Origin of the sequence: Massilia phyllosphaerae, assembly GCF_034659755.1 — a bacterium.
In the GTDB taxonomy this organism is placed as follows: Bacteria; Pseudomonadota; Gammaproteobacteria; order Burkholderiales; family Burkholderiaceae_D; genus Telluria; species Telluria phyllosphaerae.
Genome location: NZ_JAXSQX010000002.1, coordinates 495,972 through 511,748, shown reverse-complemented (window position 1 = coordinate 511,748; position 15,777 = coordinate 495,972). Strand labels below are relative to the sequence as shown.

The following is a 15,777-nucleotide window of genomic DNA, read 5'->3' as shown; positions in this document are numbered from 1 at the left end:
TATAACCGATCGTAGGGTGGGCGGCTGTGCCGCCCGCGCGGTGATACGTGCGGTTTAACCCGGCGTGCAAGCGCCGGTTGAACGCGTGGACGGGGAAACCCGTCCACCCTACGCGAGCGCGCTCTTATACTCCGCGGTGGTCCTTGAATTGCTCCCGCAATTTGTTCTTCTGGACCTTGCCGGTCCCGCCGATCGGCAGCGCGTCGACGAACACGACATCGTCCGGCATCCAGAACTTGGCGATCCTGCCCTCGAACCACTTCAGCATCTCCTCGCGCCCGACGTCCTGGCCGGGCCGGCGCACCACCAAGAGCAGCGGCCGCTCGTCCCATTTGGGGTGGGCCATGGCAATGCAGGCCGCCTGCAGCACCGCCGGGTGCGCCATCGCGATGTTCTCGATGTCGATCGAGCCGATCCACTCGCCGCCGGACTTGATCACGTCCTTGCTGCGGTCGGTGATCTGCATGAAACCGTCAGGGTCGATGGTCGCCACGTCGCCGGTCGGGAACCAGCCGTCCACCAGCGGATCGCCACCCTCGTCCCGGAAATAGCTGGCAATGATCCACGGTCCCTTGACCAGCAGGTGGCCGGATGCCTGGCCGTCCCAGGGCAGTTCAACGCCGGCGTCGTCGACGATCTTCATGTCCACGCCATAGATCGCATGGCCCTGCTTCTGCAGGATCGCGCGCTGGCCTTCGACCGGCAGCGCGCGGTGCTTGGCCAGCAGGCCGCCGGTGGTGCCGAGCGGCGACATTTCCGTCATGCCCCAGCCGTGGATGACTTGTACGCCGAAGCGGTCGATCAGCGTGTCCATCATCGCCGGCGGGCAGGCCGAGCCGCCGATCACGGTGCGCCGGAATGTCGAGAATGTCAGGTCGTTCTGGATCGCGTAATTGATCAGGCCCAGCCAGACGGTCGGCACGCCGGCCGAGAAGGTCACCCCTTCGCCCTCGAACAGGTCGTACAGCGACTTGCCGTCGAGCTGGGCGCCCGGCAGCACGAGCTTGGCGCCAGACAGCAGCACCGAATACGGCAAGCCCCAGGCATTCACGTGGAACATCGGCACTACTGGCAGCACGGTATCGATGGCGCCCACGTTCAGCACGTTCGGCAGGGCCGATGCATAGGCGTGCAGCACGGTCGAGCGGTGCGAGTACAGCGCGCCCTTCGGGTTGCCGGTCGTGCCCGAGGTGTAGCACAGCGACGCGGCCGCGTTCTCGTCGATCTCCGGCCAGGCGTAAGCGCCGTCCTCGGCATCGAGCAGGTCTTCGTAGCACAGCAGGTCCTGGATGCGCGTGCTGGCCGGCATGTGGGCGCGGTCGCTCATCAGCACGAAGGCGCGCACCGTCGGGCAGGCGGCGGCGATCGCCTCGACCAGCGGCAGGAAAGTCAGGTCGAAGCACAGCACCTGGTCTTCCGCGTGGTTGACGATGTAGGCGATCTGCTCGGGATGCAGGCGCGGATTGATCGTGTGCAGCACCGCACCGGACCCCGACGCGCCGTAGTAGAGCTCGAGATGGCGGTAGCCGTTCCAGGCCAGCGTGCCGACCCGCTGTCCGCTCTCGACGCCCAGCCTGCCCAGCGCCTGCGCCAGCTTGCGCGCGCGCAATTCGCAATCGCGGTAGGTGTAGCGGTGCAGCTCGCCGTGCAGGTCCGCCTCGACGCGGCGCGACACGATCTCGCTGGCGCCAAAGTGGCGCGCGGCAAATTGCAGGATGCTCGAGATGGTCAGCGATTGGTGCATCATCTGGCCCATGAGCAGACTCTGCACCGGACTTTGAAGCGGGCTCTGCATGACGGCGTATCTCCTCTGATGATGTTTACGGCTCAGTTTCGACCGGTCGTGCGAAAATCGTCAACGGTTTTCGATGCTGCATTGCCGCAAGGGGCATGCCGGCAATCCGTTACCGAATGTAACGTGCTTTGGCCGGCCTGCAAGCGGACCCATAGAATCGGCGCGCTTACGGTAGAATCGCGACATTCCTGCAATGCCACCGACTGGAACGACCATTACTGCTGACGACCTGCCACTCGACAATTCCTTCGCTGAATTGCCACCCGCGTTCTACACGCGGCTGATGCCGACGCCGATGCCCGCGCCGTATTTCGTCGCGGCCAGCGCCAAGGCTGCCGCCCTGGTCGGTCTGGATCCTGCCGACCTGGCGCATGACGATTTCGTTGCCGTGTTCACCGGCAACGCGGTGCCGCCGCGCGCCAAGCCGCTGTCCGCGGTGTACTCCGGCCACCAGTTCGGCCACTGGGCCGGCCAGCTGGGCGACGGCCGCGCCATCCTGCTGGGCCAACTGGCCACCCCTGAAGGACCGATGGAATTGCAGTTGAAGGGCGCCGGCATGACGCCCTACTCGCGCATGGGCGACGGCCGCGCGGTACTGCGTTCCTCGATCCGCGAATTCCTGTGCTCGGAAGCCATGGCTGCCCTGGGCGTGCCGACCACCCGCGCCCTGATGGTGACCGGCTCCAACCAGCGCATCATGCGCGAAACCGTCGAGACCGCTGCCGTGGTGACGCGCATGGCACCCAGCTTCGTGCGCTTCGGTTCCTTCGAGCACTGGCACTACCGTAACAAGCACGAAGAGCTGCGCATCCTGGCCGACTACGTGATTCGCGACTTCTATCCGGAATTGGCCGGCGCCGAGAACCCGTACCTGGCCCTGCTGGGCGAAGTCACCAAACGCACTGCGCGCATGATCGCGCACTGGCAGGCGGTCGGCTTCATGCATGGCGTCATGAACACCGACAACATGTCGATCCTGGGCGTGACCCTCGATTACGGCCCGTTCGGCTTCATGGAGGCCTTCGACGTCGATCACATCTGCAACCACACCGACCAGGGCGGCCGCTATTCGTATGCCAACCAGGTGCCGGTCGGCCACTGGAACTGCTACGCGCTGGCGAACGCCCTGCTGCCGCTGATCGGCGATACCGAGGCCGCCCAGGCCGCGCTCGAAGTCTACGTCGACGCCTACGGCGACAAGTTCGACGAACTGCTGCGCGCCAAGCTGGGCCTGGCGACGGCACAGGCCGATGACCGCGCGCTGTTCGACCACATGTTCAAGCTGATGCAGGAGAACCACGTCGACTTCACGCTGTTCTTCCGCCGCCTGGGCGGCCTGCGCCTGGACGTGGCGGATGCGGAGCGGGAAGCGGCCGACGCCCCGCTGCGCGACCTGTTCCTCGACCGTCCCGGCTTCGATGCCTGGGCCGTGCTCTACCGCGAACGCTTGCGTCAGGAAGGGAGCGTCGATGCAAATCGAAGCGAGGCCATGAACCGCGTCAATCCCAAATACATATTGCGCAACTATCTGGCCCAGGTTGCGATCGAAAAGGCGCAGAATGGCGACTTCAGCGAAGTGGCGCGCCTGCTCGCGGTGCTCGAGCGTCCGTTCGACGAGCAGCCCGAGAACGAATCCTACGCGGCGCTGCCGCCGGATTGGGCAGCCCACCTCGAGGTGAGCTGCTCTTCCTGAACTCTGTATACAAGTGAGACATCGATGACTGAAAAAGTAACCAAAACCGACGCCGAATGGCGTGCCAAGCTGGATCCAATGGAATACCAGGTGACCCGCCACGCGGCCACCGAGCGCGCCTTCACCGGCAAGTTCTGGGACCATCACGAGCACGGCATCTACCATTGCGTCTGCTGCGACACCCCGCTGTTCGAATCCGACGCCAAGTTCGAATCCGGCTGCGGCTGGCCCAGCTATTTCAAGGCCCTGGACCCGGCCAACGTGATCGAGAAGGTCGACCGTACGCACGGCATGGTGCGCACCGAAATCATTTGCGCCGTGTGCGATGCGCACCTGGGCCACGTCTTCGAGGACGGCCCGCCGCCGACCGGCCTGCGCTATTGCATCAACTCCGCAGCGATGCGCTTCGAACCTGCCTGACCTGAAAGACGTTTCCGTAACATGAAATTCCTGTTCGACCTGTTTCCGGTCATCCTGTTCTTCATCGCCTATCGTTTCGGCACCAGCAACCAGGATACCGCGCATGCGCTGGCGCTCGAGTACATGGGCGGCCTGATCGCGGGCGGCAGCATCACGCCCGAACAATCGCCGATCATCCTGGCCACCGCAGTCGGCATCGTCGCCACAGTGCTGCAGATCGGCTACCTGCTGGTCCGCGGCCGCAAGGTGGACGGCATGCTGTGGCTGTCGCTGGCGGTGATCGTCGTGATGGGCGGCGCCACCATTTATTTCCACGACGAGAACTTCATCAAGTGGAAGCCGACCATCCTGTACTGGGCGTTCGCGGTCGTACTGTTCGTGGCACAGGTGGTGTTCCGCAAAAACCTGATGCGCAAGGGTATGGAAGCGCAGATCAAGCTGCCGGACGCGGTCTGGGACCGCGTCGGCTACGCCTGGATCGCCTTCATGGCCGCCATGGGCGTGCTGAACCTGGTCATGGCCTTCATCGTCTTCAAGGGCAATACCAGCGCGTGGGTCAGCTTCAAGATGTTCGGCGCCACCGGCCTGTTCTTCGCGTTCGTGGTCATCCAGACGCTGATGCTGTCAAAACATATGCAGGAAGAACCGGAAGATATCGTATGAGCCAGACCCGAGTCGAACGTATCCACATGCTGCTGGCCGACGCGCTGGCCCCGACCGTACTAGAAGTCGGCGACGACTCCCACCTGCACGCCGGCCATGCCGGCGCGGCATCCGGCGGTGGCCACTTCAGGGTCAAGATCGTTTCTGAACGCTTCGAGGGCCTCAGACTGGTCATGCGCCATCGGCTGGTATATGATGCCGTGCAAGGTATGATGCATACCGACATTCACGCGCTGGCGATTACCGCACACGCACCATCCGAGCTGTCCTGATGGCCGGAGCTTTCAGGGAATCTTAAGTAATCTGTTTGAAAATCTGCTGCGTATTAAAAAAACTAATCCAATCTCGTCCAAGCAACCCCCTCACAGGAAACAACATGACTTTTAAGCCAGCACGGCTGCTGTTAGCCTTGATCGCTATCGCCGCATCCTTTGCAAACCTGCCAGCATCCGCCCAGAACCTCGCCGTCGTCAACGGCAAGGCCATCCCGTCCGCACGCGCCGACCAGGCCGTGAAGCAAGTCGTGGCCCAGGGCCAGGGCCAGGATTCGCCGCAACTGCGCGAAGCAGTCAAGCAGCAGCTGATCGCCCGCGAAGTGATGATGCAGGAAGCCGTCAAGCAAGGCTACGACAAGAACCCGGAAGTCAAGCAAGCCCTGGAAAGCGCCCGCCAGACCATCGTCATCAACGCCCTGGCCCGCGACTACATCACCAAGCATCCGGTGACCGATGCTGAAGTCAAGGCCGAGTACGACCGCTTCGTCAAGACCAGTGGCGACAAGGAATATCACGTTCGCCACATCCTGCTGGACAACGAAGCCGACGCCAACGCCGTGATCGCCAAGATCAAGGGCGGCGCCAAGTTCGAAGACCTGGCCAAGCAATCGAAAGACACCGGCTCCGCCAACAACGGTGGCGACCTCGACTGGGCCAGCCCGTCGTCCTTCCCGCCGGAATTCGCTGCCGGCCTGACCGGCCTGCAAAAAGGCCAGGTCACCGAGAAGCCGGTCAAGACCCAGGTCGGCTACCACGTGATCAAGCTGGACGACATCCGCCAGGCGAAACTGCCGACGCTGGATGAAGTCAAACCGCAGATCCAGGATTCGCTGTCGCAGCAAAAGCTGGCAGCCTTCCAAGAGGAAATGGTCAAGAAGGCGAAGGTACAGTAAGATGTTGGTATCCCGGCGGCACCGACCGCCGGTTTGCGTCGCATCGCGACATTATGTTGAACATCGGTGGCCTTGCGCTGCCGGGAACAAATAGGATCGAATAAATGATTGTGAAGCCAGCCCGCCTCTTGTTAGCCATGACCGCGATGGTAGCCCTGCCGTCGTTCGCGCAAAACGTTGCGACCGTCAATGGCAAACCGATCCCGGCGTCCAAGGTCGACCAGCTGGTCAAGCAAGTCGTCGCCCAAGGCAAAGCGACCGACTCGCCGCAACTGCGCGATGCGATCAAGAAGGACCTGATCGGCCGTGAAGTCCTGATCCAGGAAGCCGACAAGCAAGGCGTCGGCACCCGCCCGGAGGTCAAGAACCAGATCGACAATGCCCGTCAAAGCATCATCATCAACGCGATGCTGGCGGACTACATCAAGAAGAACCCGGTGACCGACGCCCAGATCAAGGCCGAGTACGACAAGGCCAAGGCTGAACAGGGCGGCCGCCAGGAATACCACGCGCGCCACATCCTGGTCGCGACCGAAGCCGAAGCCAACCAGATCATCGCCAAGCTGAAGGGCGGCGCCAAGTTCGAAGACCTGGCCAAGCAATCGAAAGACCCGGGTTCGGCAGCCAATGGCGGCGACCTCGGCTGGGCCAGCCCGGAGAACTTCGTGCCTGAGTTCTCGAAGGCCATGACCTCGCTGAAAAAAGGCGAAGTCACCCAGACCCCGGTCAAGAGCCAGTACGGTTACCACGTGATCCGCCTGGAAGAAAGCCGCGCGACCCCGATCCCGCCGCTGGAAGAAGTCAAGCAGCAAGTGGCAGAAGCCGTGCAGCAGCGTAAAGTTGCCGCCTTCCGCGACGACCTGATGAAGAAGGCCAAGATCCAGTAAGCTGGCATGGTCTTGACGCGGTCAAGCTGAAAAAAGCGCTCCTTCGGGGGCGCTTTTTTTTGGCCGCCGTAGCCGCATGTTTCCTATTCGTCTTTACATCGCGATTCGTCTTTACATTCATTTACCGCCGTTGACTGCGCTTTACGTATGGGCAACAGACAATGTCGTCGATCCGGCAAGTAGTATTGACAACCCCGGCCGCCCCCACGCGCGATGAAAGATTGAATCATGGACCACGAACACACCACCCTTGCCGACGACCTCGAGCGCATGCTCGCCACCCAGTCCGACCGCCGCCAGTCATTGCGCTGGCTGTTTGCCGGCGCCGCCGCCCTGCCCTTGATCGGCTGCGGCGGCGGTAGCAGCACCACCACGGCGTCGACGACGACCGGCAACGGCGGGACGACCAGCACCGGCAGTACCGGCACCGGTACGAGCACAGGCACAGGCACCGGCAGCAACGGCACCTGCAGCGTCATTCCTGAAGAGACCGGCGGCCCCTACCCTGGCGACGGCACCAACAGCAACGGCAGCGGCATCGCCAACGCACTCACGCTGTCCGGCATCGTGCGCAGCGACATCCGCACCAGCGTATCGCCCGGCAGCGCCACCGCGGCCGGCATTCCGACCACGCTGAAACTGCAGATCGTCAACGTCGGCAACAGCTGCGCCAGCGCCGCCGGCGCCGCCGTCTACCTCTGGCATTGCGACCGCGACGGCAATTATTCGATGTATGCCACCGGCCTGACCAAGGAAAACTACCTGCGCGGCGTGCAGGAAGCCGACAGCAGCGGCATCGTGACCTTTACTACCATCTTCCCCGGCTGCTACGCCGGCCGCATGCCGCACATCCACTTCGAGGTCTATCCCAGCCTGGCCAAGGCCACCAGCGCCGCCAACCGCGTCAAGACCTCGCAATTCACTTTTCCGATGGCGACGCTCAACGAAGCGTATTCGACGACCGCCTATGCCAGCAGTTCACGCAACCTGTCGAGCATTAGCTACGCCACCGACAACGTGTTCAGCGACGGCACTTCGCTGCAAATCGCCTCTGTCACTGGCGACCCGGTCAACGGCTACGTGGTGACGCTGACGATCGGCGTCTCGCTCTAATGCCCCGTCAGTCCTCACTGCCGCCGAGCGCCTTGAGCGCACGCTCCAGTGCACGGATCTTGTCGCGCAGCGCCGGCAGATTGCGCAGCAGCGCGGCATTGCGCTCCCACTCGGCATTGCGCGTTATCGGGTAATAGCCGGTGTAGCGGCCCGGCTCCCTGATCGAGTGCGCGACCAGTGTGCCGGCGGTGATGTCGACATGATCGCAGATGTCGATGTGGCCGTTGACCATGGCCGCGCCGCCGAAAGTGCAGTACCGGCCGATGACCGCACTGCCGGCCACGCCGACGCAGCCGGCCATGGCGGTATGGGCGCCGATGCGGCAGTTGTGGCCGATCTGGATCTGGTTGTCGAGCTTGACGCCGTCCTCGATGACGGTGTCGTCCAGGGCGCCGCGGTCGACCGTGGTGCTGGCGCCGATGTCGACGTCGTCGCCGATGAGCACGCGGCCGACCTGCGGGATTTTTATATAGACGCCGTCGTCCACGGCAAAGCCGAAGCCGTCGCCGCCGATCACGGCGCCGGCGTGGATGATGCCGCGTGCGCCGATGACGCAGCGCGCGTGGAAGCTCACGTTGGCGAACAGGTGGGTATGGTCGCCGATGACGGCGTCGCGGCCGATATAGCAACCGGCATCGATCACGGCGTGCGCACCGATCGTCGCGCCGGCCTCTACCGTGACGTGCGGGCCGATGCAGGCCGTGGGGTCGACGCTTGCCGTGCCGTGGACCACCGCCGTGGGATGGATGCCGCCCGCCGCCGGTTCTTCGCTTGCCCGCACCAGGTATTGCGCGGCCTGCGCAAAATACGCATGGGGATTGGCGGTGACGATGCGGGCGCCCGCGTAACCGGCAGCCACGGCGTCATCGTCCTGGGGCGACAGGATCAGGGCGGCGGCCCGGCTCTGCAGCGCCAGGGTACGCAGCCTGCTGTTGCTCAGGAAGCTGATTTCCGACGCCCCGGCGCGCTCGAGCGAGGCGATCGCCGTGACCTCGACGTCCGGACTGCCCGCAAGTTGTCCACCGAAGCGCTCCACCAGCTCACCGAGTCGCGTTCCCATCGCCTCACCTTTCGTCGCCGTGTCCATATGCGTCGTTTGGACTCATCGATAAGGCTGACAGTTCCCGCCTGAGGAGCGCCTCGATGGCCGTCCTGTTGCAGCGCAAACGCCTGACCGTCCAATCGCTGCCGCGGCGAACGACGGGGATCGTGCGATGGATTCTATGCAGGACTGGTACAGTCTGTTCATTGCCTCATCAAGCAGACGGTGCGGCCGGGCCGTCTTATCGAGGCACGGCTTCATGAACAACACAACCGAGGAACCGCCCGAATGACTACCAAACTACGTGTCTTTACTTCGCCATCCGCATTTCCCAACCCCCAGCGCCTGCGCCTGTTCATGCATGAAAAGGGAATCGCAGATCAATTCGAAGAGACTGTCTACAACATGACGCCGGTCGGCGAGCAACGCGGCTGGCGCCATCTCAAAATGAACGAGTGGGGCGAGACCCCGACCCTGCAATTGGCTGACGGCAGCTATATTTCCGAGACCGCCGCCGTGGTCCGTTACCTGGACCAGGCCTACCCGGGCCGCAAGCTCACCGGCGACACGCCCCTGGAACAGGGCCTGGACAGCATGTGGGACCACCGCATCTGGGTCCACATCCTGTACCGCCTGACCACGGCCTTCCACGTCCTGCATACCGGCCTGGGTTTCAAGCTGGAACTCACGAAGAATGAGGCATGGGGCGAGCACTGCCGCAAGGAAGCCATCGCGCATGCCGCGCTGGTCAACAAGCAGCTGTCGGACGGACGCCAATGGCTGCTGGGCGGCGACCAGCCGACGTTTGCCGACATCACGCTGGCAACCGCCATCGCGTTTTCGAAATTCCCCGTGATCGCCACGCCGCTCGACGAGCGTTTCGAATTCCTGGATGCCTACTGGCAGCGCTGGCAACAGCGGCCGGCCTTCAAGGCTGCCTATGCCGACCGCAATAGCGGGATTCCGGAGATCGACAATCCGGCCTGACGATCGGCGCGGGCCGGTAAAAAAAGCGCTCCCAAGGGAGCGCTTTTTCGTGACGCATCACATCAAATCAAATCAGCCGACCCACTTGCGCGCGTTCTGGAACATGCGTGCCCAGGGCGAATTCTCGCCCCAGGCATCCGGATGCCAGGACATGGTCACGGTACGCTGCACACGCTCGGCGTGCGGCATCATGACGGTGAAGCGGCCGTCCGGCGTAGTCACCGCGGTCAGGCCGCCCGGCGAACCGTTCGGATTGAACGGGTACGCCTCGGTCGCCTGGCCACGATTGTCGACATAGCGCAAGGTCTGCACGACCTTCGACAGGTCGCCGGTCTGCGAGAAATCGGCAAAGCCCTCGCCGTGGGCGATCGCCAGCGGCGCATGCGTGCCGGCCAGGTCCTGGAAGAAGATCGACGGCGAATCCAGCACCTCGACCATGCCGAAGCGCGCCTCGAACTGTTCCGACTTGTTGCGGGTGAACTTCGGCCAGGCTTCGGCGCCCGGGATGATGCCCTTCAGGTTGCTCATCATCTGGCAGCCGTTGCAGACGCCCATGCCGAAGGTGTCGTCGCGGCCGAAGAAGGCGGCGAACTGTTCTTTCAGAGCGGCGTTGAACAGGATGGTCTTGGCCCAGCCCTCGCCCGCGCCCAGCACGTCGCCGTAGGAGAAACCGCCGACGGCGATCAGGCCCTTGAAGTCCTGCAGCGAGACGCGGCCGGCGATCAGGTCGCTCATGTGCACGTCCACCGCCTTGAAGCCGGCCTGGTGCATGCCCCAGGCGGTTTCGATGTGCGAGTTGACGCCCTGCTCGCGCAGGATGGCCACGCTCGGACGCGCGCCGGTGGCAATGAACGGTGCGGCGATGTTGACCTCGGTGTCGTGCACCAGCTTCGGCGTGAAGCCCGGGTCCTGTTCGTCCAGCAGGCGCTCGTATTCCTGGTCGACGCATGCCGGGTTGTCGCGCAGGCGCGCGATGCGCCAGCTGGTCTCGCTCCACAGGCGGTGCAACGCGCTCCTGCGCTCCTGGTAGATGACCTTGGTGTCGCGGGTGAACTCGATCACGCCGCGGTCGTTGACCTTGCCGATGATGTGGCTGCAGGCGCCGAGGTCGAAGCTGCGCAGCACGTTCATAACCGCGCTGCGCTCGTCGTGGCGCACCTGGATCACGGCGCCCAGCTCTTCGCTGAACAACGCGCGCAGCGTCATCTCGTTGCGGCGCTCGCCGACCTGCGCCGTCCAGTTCTTGGCGTCGCCGTGGTCGGAGGCGTGCTCGCCTTCCATGGTCAGGATGTCGAGGTTGACCGAGACGCCGGCGCGGCCGGCGAAGGCCATTTCGCACAGGGCCGCGAACAGGCCGCCGTCGGAACGGTCATGGTAGGCCAGCAGCTTGCCGTCCGCGTTCAGTTGCTGGACGGCCGCGAAGAAGGCTTTCAGGTCGGCCGGGTTATCGAGGTCCGGGGTCTCGTTGCCGAGCTGGCCGGTGACCTGCGCCAGCGCCGAGGCGCCGAGACGGTTCTTGCCGCGGCCCAGGTCGATCAGGATCAGCGAGGTGTCGCCCAGGTCGGTGCGCAGCTGCGGGGTCAGCGTCTTGCGCACGTCGCCCACCGGGGCAAAGGCCGAGACGATCAGCGAGACAGGAGAAATGACCGCCTTCGATTCACCGTTATCGTTCCAGGTCGTGCGCATCGACAGCGAATCCTTGCCGACCGGGATGGACACGCCCAGCGCCGGGCACAGTTCCATGCCGACCGCCTTGACGGTGTCGAACAGCGCGGCGTCCTGGCCCGGCTGGCCGCAGGCCGCCATCCAGTTGGCCGACAGCTTGATGTCGGTGATGTCGGCGATCGGTGCCGCGGCGATGTTGGTGATCGCTTCGCCGACGGCCATGCGGCCCGAGGCGGGCGCATCGATGACGGCGGCCGGGGTGCGTTCGCCCATCGCCATCGCCTCGCCCTTGAAGCCTTCGAAGCTCATGGTGGTGACGGCGACGTCGGCCACCGGCACCTGCCACGGGCCGACCATCTGGTCGCGCACGCTCATGCCGCCGACGCTGCGGTCGCCGATGGTGATCAGGAAGGATTTGTCGGCCACGGTCGGCAGCAGCAGCACGCGGCGCGCCACTTCGGTCAGCTCCAGTCCGGTGACGTCGACCGGCGCGAAGTCGTTCTGCACATGCTCGACGTTGCGCGACATCTTCGGCGGCTTGCCGAGCAGGACGTCCATCGGCATGTCGACCGGCGAGGTGTTGGTCAGCGGGTCGATCAGGCGCAGCTGGCGTTCCTCGGTGGCGACGCCGACCGCGGCGAACAGGCAGCGCTCGCGCTCGCAGATGGCGGCGAAGCGCGCCAGGTCGTCGGGAGAAATCGCCAGCACGTAGCGCTCCTGCGACTCGTTGCTCCAGATTTCGCGCGGCGACATGCCGCTTTCTTCCAGCGGTACCTTGCGCAGGTCGAAGGTGGCGCCGCGCTTGGCGTCGTTGGTGATTTCCGGGAAGGCGTTCGAGATGCCGCCGGCGCCGACGTCGTGGATCGAGATGATCGGGTTGGCGCTACCCAGCTGCCAGCAGCTGTTGATGACTTCCTGGGCCCGGCGCTCCATCTCCGGATTGCCGCGCTGGACCGAGTCGAAATCGAGGTCGGCGGTGTTGGTGCCGGTCGCCATCGACGACGCCGCCGCGCCGGCCATGCCGATGCGCATGCCGGGGCCGCCGAGCTGGATCAGTAGGCTGCCCGGCGGAATGTCGTTCTTGTGGGTGTGTTCGTTCGAGATGTTGCCGATGCCGCCGGCGATCATGATCGGCTTGTGGTAGCCGAACACGGTGTTGTCGCCCAGCGCGGTCTTGCCGACGTTCTGCTCGTAGGTGCGGAAGTAGCCACCCAGCACCGGACGCCCGAATTCGTTGGAGAAGGCGGCGCCGCCGAGCGGGCCGTCGACCATGATCTGCAGCGGCGAGGCGATGCGTTCCGGTTTGCCGTAGGCCGGCGTTTCCCAGGCTTGTTCGGCACCCGGGATGTTCAGGTTCGACACCGTGAAGCCGGTCAGGCCGGCCTTCGGCTTGGCGCCACGGCCGGTCGCGCCCTCGTCGCGGATCTCGCCGCCGGCGCCGGTCGAGGCGCCCGGGAACGGCGAGATCGCGGTCGGGTGGTTGTGGGTCTCGACCTTCATCAGCGTGTGGGTCAGCTGAGTGGCCGGGCTGTATTCGTGGGCTTCACCTTGCGGGAAGAAGCGCATCACTTCCGCGCCTTCCATGATCGACGAGTTGTCGCTGTAGGCCACGATCGTGCCCTTCGGCTGCAGCTGGTGCGTGTTCTTGATCATGCCGAACAGCGACTTGTCCTGCTTGACGCCGTCGATGGTCCACTCGGCGTTGAAGATCTTGTGGCGGCAATGTTCGCTGTTGGCCTGGGCGAACATCATCAGTTCGACGTCGGTCGGGTTGCGCTGCACGCGGGTGAAGGCGTCGAACAGGTAGTCGATCTCGTCTTCGGCCAGGGCCAGTCCCATGTCCACATTGGCCTGCACCAGCGCATTGCGGCCGGCGCTACCCAGGATGTCGACCGATTCCAGCGGACGGCCTTCGAGTTCGGTGAACAGCGCCTGGGCCTGGTCGGCGTTGCGCAGCACGGTTTCCGTCATGCGGTCGTGCAGCAGCGCCGAGACGGCGGCGATTTCGTTGTCCGGCAGCTTCTTGGGTGCGCCAAAGCCGGTGCCGAGGATGCCGCTTTTCAGCACCACGGTGTAGGCCACGCCGCGTTCGATGCGGTGGATGTGGGCCATGCCGCAGTTGTGGGCGATATCGGTGGCCTTCGAGGCCCAGGGCGAGATCGTGCCCAGGCGCGGGATGACGAAGAACTCCTCGGTCACGCCCTCGTACTGCGTTTCCGGCACAGGCTCGCCGTAGGTGAGCATGGCCGTCAGACGCTCGGTATCCTCCGTGGTGAGAGGGCTGCTGGCGTCGATGAAGTGGTAGTAACGTGCCTGCACGGCGGCAATCGTCGGGGCGACGGCTTGCAGTTGCGCGAGGAGGCGGTTGCTACGGAAGGCAGAGAGGGCGTTGGAACCCGGCAGAATCAACATGGCTAAACAGTCGGTTGATGCAGCGTGGCTGCGGGTGAAAGATAGCCCGCTATTATACAGTGTCGGCCACTGTTGACACTCTGGAAGCGCCTCGGCCGCGGCACCGTGCCCCCACACGCTTGGCAGGGTGACGAGGAATCGCTTATTGTAGTGCGGTCCAGACGAGAACGACGATGCCCGAAACCAGCCCAACTACGCCACAAAACGCCTTGCAGCATGCTCAGTCGAGTGCTCAGCTGAGCGTACTGGTCGTGGACCCGAATCCGGGCATCCGCGCCAACCTGCAGAACATGCTCAACGGGGCTGGCATCACGCGCGTCGAGTTCGCCGTCAACGCCGGCACCGCCGTCAGGCAGCTGGCACGCCGTGGCTTCGACGTGATCCTGTGCGAATACGACCTCGGCGGCCCGGGCCAGGACGGCCAGCAGTTGCTCGAAGACCTGCGCCGCGAGCGCATTATCCCGCCCTGGGCCATCTTCATCATGCTGACCGCCGAGGGCAGCCGCGACAAGGTGGTCAGCGCGGCCGAGCTGGCGCCCACCGACTACGTGCTCAAGCCCTTTACCGCCGGCATGCTGCACGAGCGCATCACGCGCGCGCTCGAGCGCCGCGCCGCCCTGCTGCCGGCCTACCAGCTGGTGGCGCAGGGCCAGCCGCGCGCTGCGATCCAGGCCTGCATCGACGGCGCCGGCGCCAGGCCGCGCTTCGCTTTCGACTTCGCGCGCCTGCGCGCCGAGCTGCACGCCTCGCTGCGCGAGCCGCGCGAAGCAGAACGCGTGTACCGCGAGGTGCTGGCAGCGCGGCCGCTGGGCTGGGCCGGACTCGGACTGGCGCGCGCGATGGTCGAGCAGGAGCGCATAGCCGAAGCCGCGGCCTTGCTCGACGCCCTGATCGACGACAATCCGCGCCTGATGGGGGCCTACGACCTGCTGGCGCGCTGCCACGAAGCGCGCGCCGACCACGCCGGGGCGCAGAAGGTGCTGGCGGCCGCGGTGGCGCTCTCGCCGCACATGGTCGGGCGCCTGCGCCGGCTGGGCGAGGTCGCGCTTGACGCCGGCGACCCCGCCGCCGCCGAACAGTCCTACCGTCAAGCGGTAGCGCGCTCGCGCCATTCCGCATTCCGCACGCCGCAAGACCACCTCGGCCTGGTCAAGGCGCTGGTCGCCAGGGGCGACGCATCGGCGGCCGGCGGCGTGATCCGCGACATGGAGCGTTCGCTGCAGGGCGCCCCCGAGACGGCCGCCTGCGCCGCCCTCGCCGGCGCGCTGGTGCAGGACGCCGGCGGCAACGGCGCCGGCGCGGTGGCGCAGCTGAAGCAGGCGGTCGACGCGGTGCGCGGCGGCAGCGCGCTGTCCGGCGCCGTGCGGGCCGACCTGGCGCGCGCCTGCCTGGCGCACCGGCTCGACGACGAAGCCGCCGCCGTGATGATGGCGGGACTGGGCACGGCGACGCCGCAAGACGCCGGCGTGTCGGCGCGCCAGGCCACCGAGGTATTCGTGGACGCCGGCCGCCCCGACCTCGCCGAAGGCATGGTGAAGCAGCTGCGCGCCCAGGCCCAGATCCTGCTCGGCATCGCCGACGAAAAGCGCAACATGGGCGACGTGCGCGGCGCGGTGCAGACGCTGCTGGAAGCGCTCAACATGGCGCCGAACAACCTGCAGGTGATGATCGCGCTGGTCGGCGGCATCCTGCGCCAAGTGATGGAGATGGGTTGGGACGAGCCGCTGGGGAGCTTGTGCGGCGAGCAGCTGGCGCATATCCGCGGGCTGGATGCGTCGCATCCGCGGCTGGCGGCGCTGGAGGCGGAGTTTGCGGCAGCCAAGCGGAAGTACGGTATTTCGACGTGACCCTCTGTTGACGGTAGGGTGGACGGGTTCCCCGTCCACGCGTCGATTGGCGCGAGCTCCGATCTCGTGCACGTGATGGCTGCCG

General features: G+C 65.1%; 12 protein-coding genes. 9 read left to right on the top strand and 3 right to left on the bottom strand.

The features are described from left to right. Positions 1-124: 124 nt before the first annotated feature. Positions 125-1,795, bottom strand: a complete 1,671-nt coding sequence (locus tag U1H99_RS10410) for a 3-(methylthio)propionyl-CoA ligase (protein ID WP_323141660.1) — start codon at positions 1,793-1,795, stop codon at positions 125-127. Between the two features lie 193 nt (positions 1,796-1,988). On the opposite strand from U1H99_RS10410, the gene U1H99_RS10405 reads away from it, so the two are divergent. The 7 genes from U1H99_RS10405 (at position 1,989) to U1H99_RS10375 (ending at position 7,739) form a co-directional block, all read left to right on the top strand. Then, positions 1,989-3,488 carry a protein adenylyltransferase SelO gene (locus U1H99_RS10405; protein ID WP_323141659.1) on the top strand — a complete coding sequence of 500 codons (1,500 nt, stop codon included), beginning with the start codon at positions 1,989-1,991 and terminating at the stop codon, positions 3,486-3,488. 24 nt (positions 3,489-3,512) lie between these two features. Beyond that, the gene (msrB, locus tag U1H99_RS10400; RefSeq protein WP_323141658.1) at positions 3,513-3,908 is read left to right on the top strand and encodes a peptide-methionine (R)-S-oxide reductase MsrB; all 396 of its coding nucleotides are present in this window, start codon (positions 3,513-3,515) and stop codon (positions 3,906-3,908) included. Between the two features lie 21 nt (positions 3,909-3,929). Continuing rightward, the gene (locus tag U1H99_RS10395; RefSeq protein WP_323141657.1) at positions 3,930-4,571 is read left to right on the top strand and encodes a septation protein A; all 642 of its coding nucleotides are present in this window, start codon (positions 3,930-3,932) and stop codon (positions 4,569-4,571) included. After that, the gene (locus tag U1H99_RS10390; protein ID WP_323141656.1) at positions 4,568-4,843 is read left to right on the top strand and encodes a BolA family protein; all 276 of its coding nucleotides are present in this window, start codon (positions 4,568-4,570) and stop codon (positions 4,841-4,843) included. The genes U1H99_RS10395 and U1H99_RS10390 overlap by 4 nt, the downstream gene beginning before the upstream one ends. Before the next feature lie 104 nt (positions 4,844-4,947). Continuing rightward, positions 4,948-5,739 carry a peptidylprolyl isomerase gene (locus U1H99_RS10385; RefSeq protein WP_323141655.1) on the top strand — a complete coding sequence of 264 codons (792 nt, stop codon included), beginning with the start codon at positions 4,948-4,950 and terminating at the stop codon, positions 5,737-5,739. Between the two features lie 104 nt (positions 5,740-5,843). Then, positions 5,844-6,626, top strand: a complete 783-nt coding sequence (locus tag U1H99_RS10380) for a foldase protein PrsA (protein ID WP_323141654.1) — start codon at positions 5,844-5,846, stop codon at positions 6,624-6,626. A 228-nt stretch (positions 6,627-6,854) separates the two neighbouring features. Beyond that, a complete protein-coding gene (locus U1H99_RS10375; protein ID WP_323141653.1) occupies positions 6,855-7,739 on the top strand; it encodes a dioxygenase family protein in 885 nt (294 codons plus the stop codon). 7 nt (positions 7,740-7,746) lie between these two features. On the opposite strand, the gene lpxD is transcribed toward U1H99_RS10375, so the two are convergent. Beyond that, positions 7,747-8,799 (bottom strand): UDP-3-O-(3-hydroxymyristoyl)glucosamine N-acyltransferase, encoded by a 1,053-nt coding sequence (lpxD, locus tag U1H99_RS10370; RefSeq protein ID WP_323141652.1) that lies wholly within the window; start codon positions 8,797-8,799, stop codon positions 7,747-7,749. A 270-nt stretch (positions 8,800-9,069) separates the two neighbouring features. Between lpxD and U1H99_RS10365 the strand changes: the two genes are divergently transcribed. Further along, positions 9,070-9,768 (top strand): glutathione S-transferase family protein, encoded by a 699-nt coding sequence (locus U1H99_RS10365; protein WP_323141651.1) that lies wholly within the window; start codon positions 9,070-9,072, stop codon positions 9,766-9,768. Between the two features lie 72 nt (positions 9,769-9,840). Here U1H99_RS10365 and purL read toward each other — a convergent pair whose 3' ends face one another. After that, entirely contained in the window at positions 9,841-13,845 is a 4,005-nt protein-coding gene (gene purL / locus U1H99_RS10360) for a phosphoribosylformylglycinamidine synthase (protein ID WP_323141650.1), read from the bottom strand. 209 nt (positions 13,846-14,054) lie between these two features. Here purL and U1H99_RS10355 point away from each other — a divergent pair, with 209 nt between their 5' ends. Beyond that, positions 14,055-15,692 (top strand): response regulator, encoded by a 1,638-nt coding sequence (locus tag U1H99_RS10355; protein ID WP_323141649.1) that lies wholly within the window; start codon positions 14,055-14,057, stop codon positions 15,690-15,692. Positions 15,693-15,777: the final 85 nt, after the last annotated feature.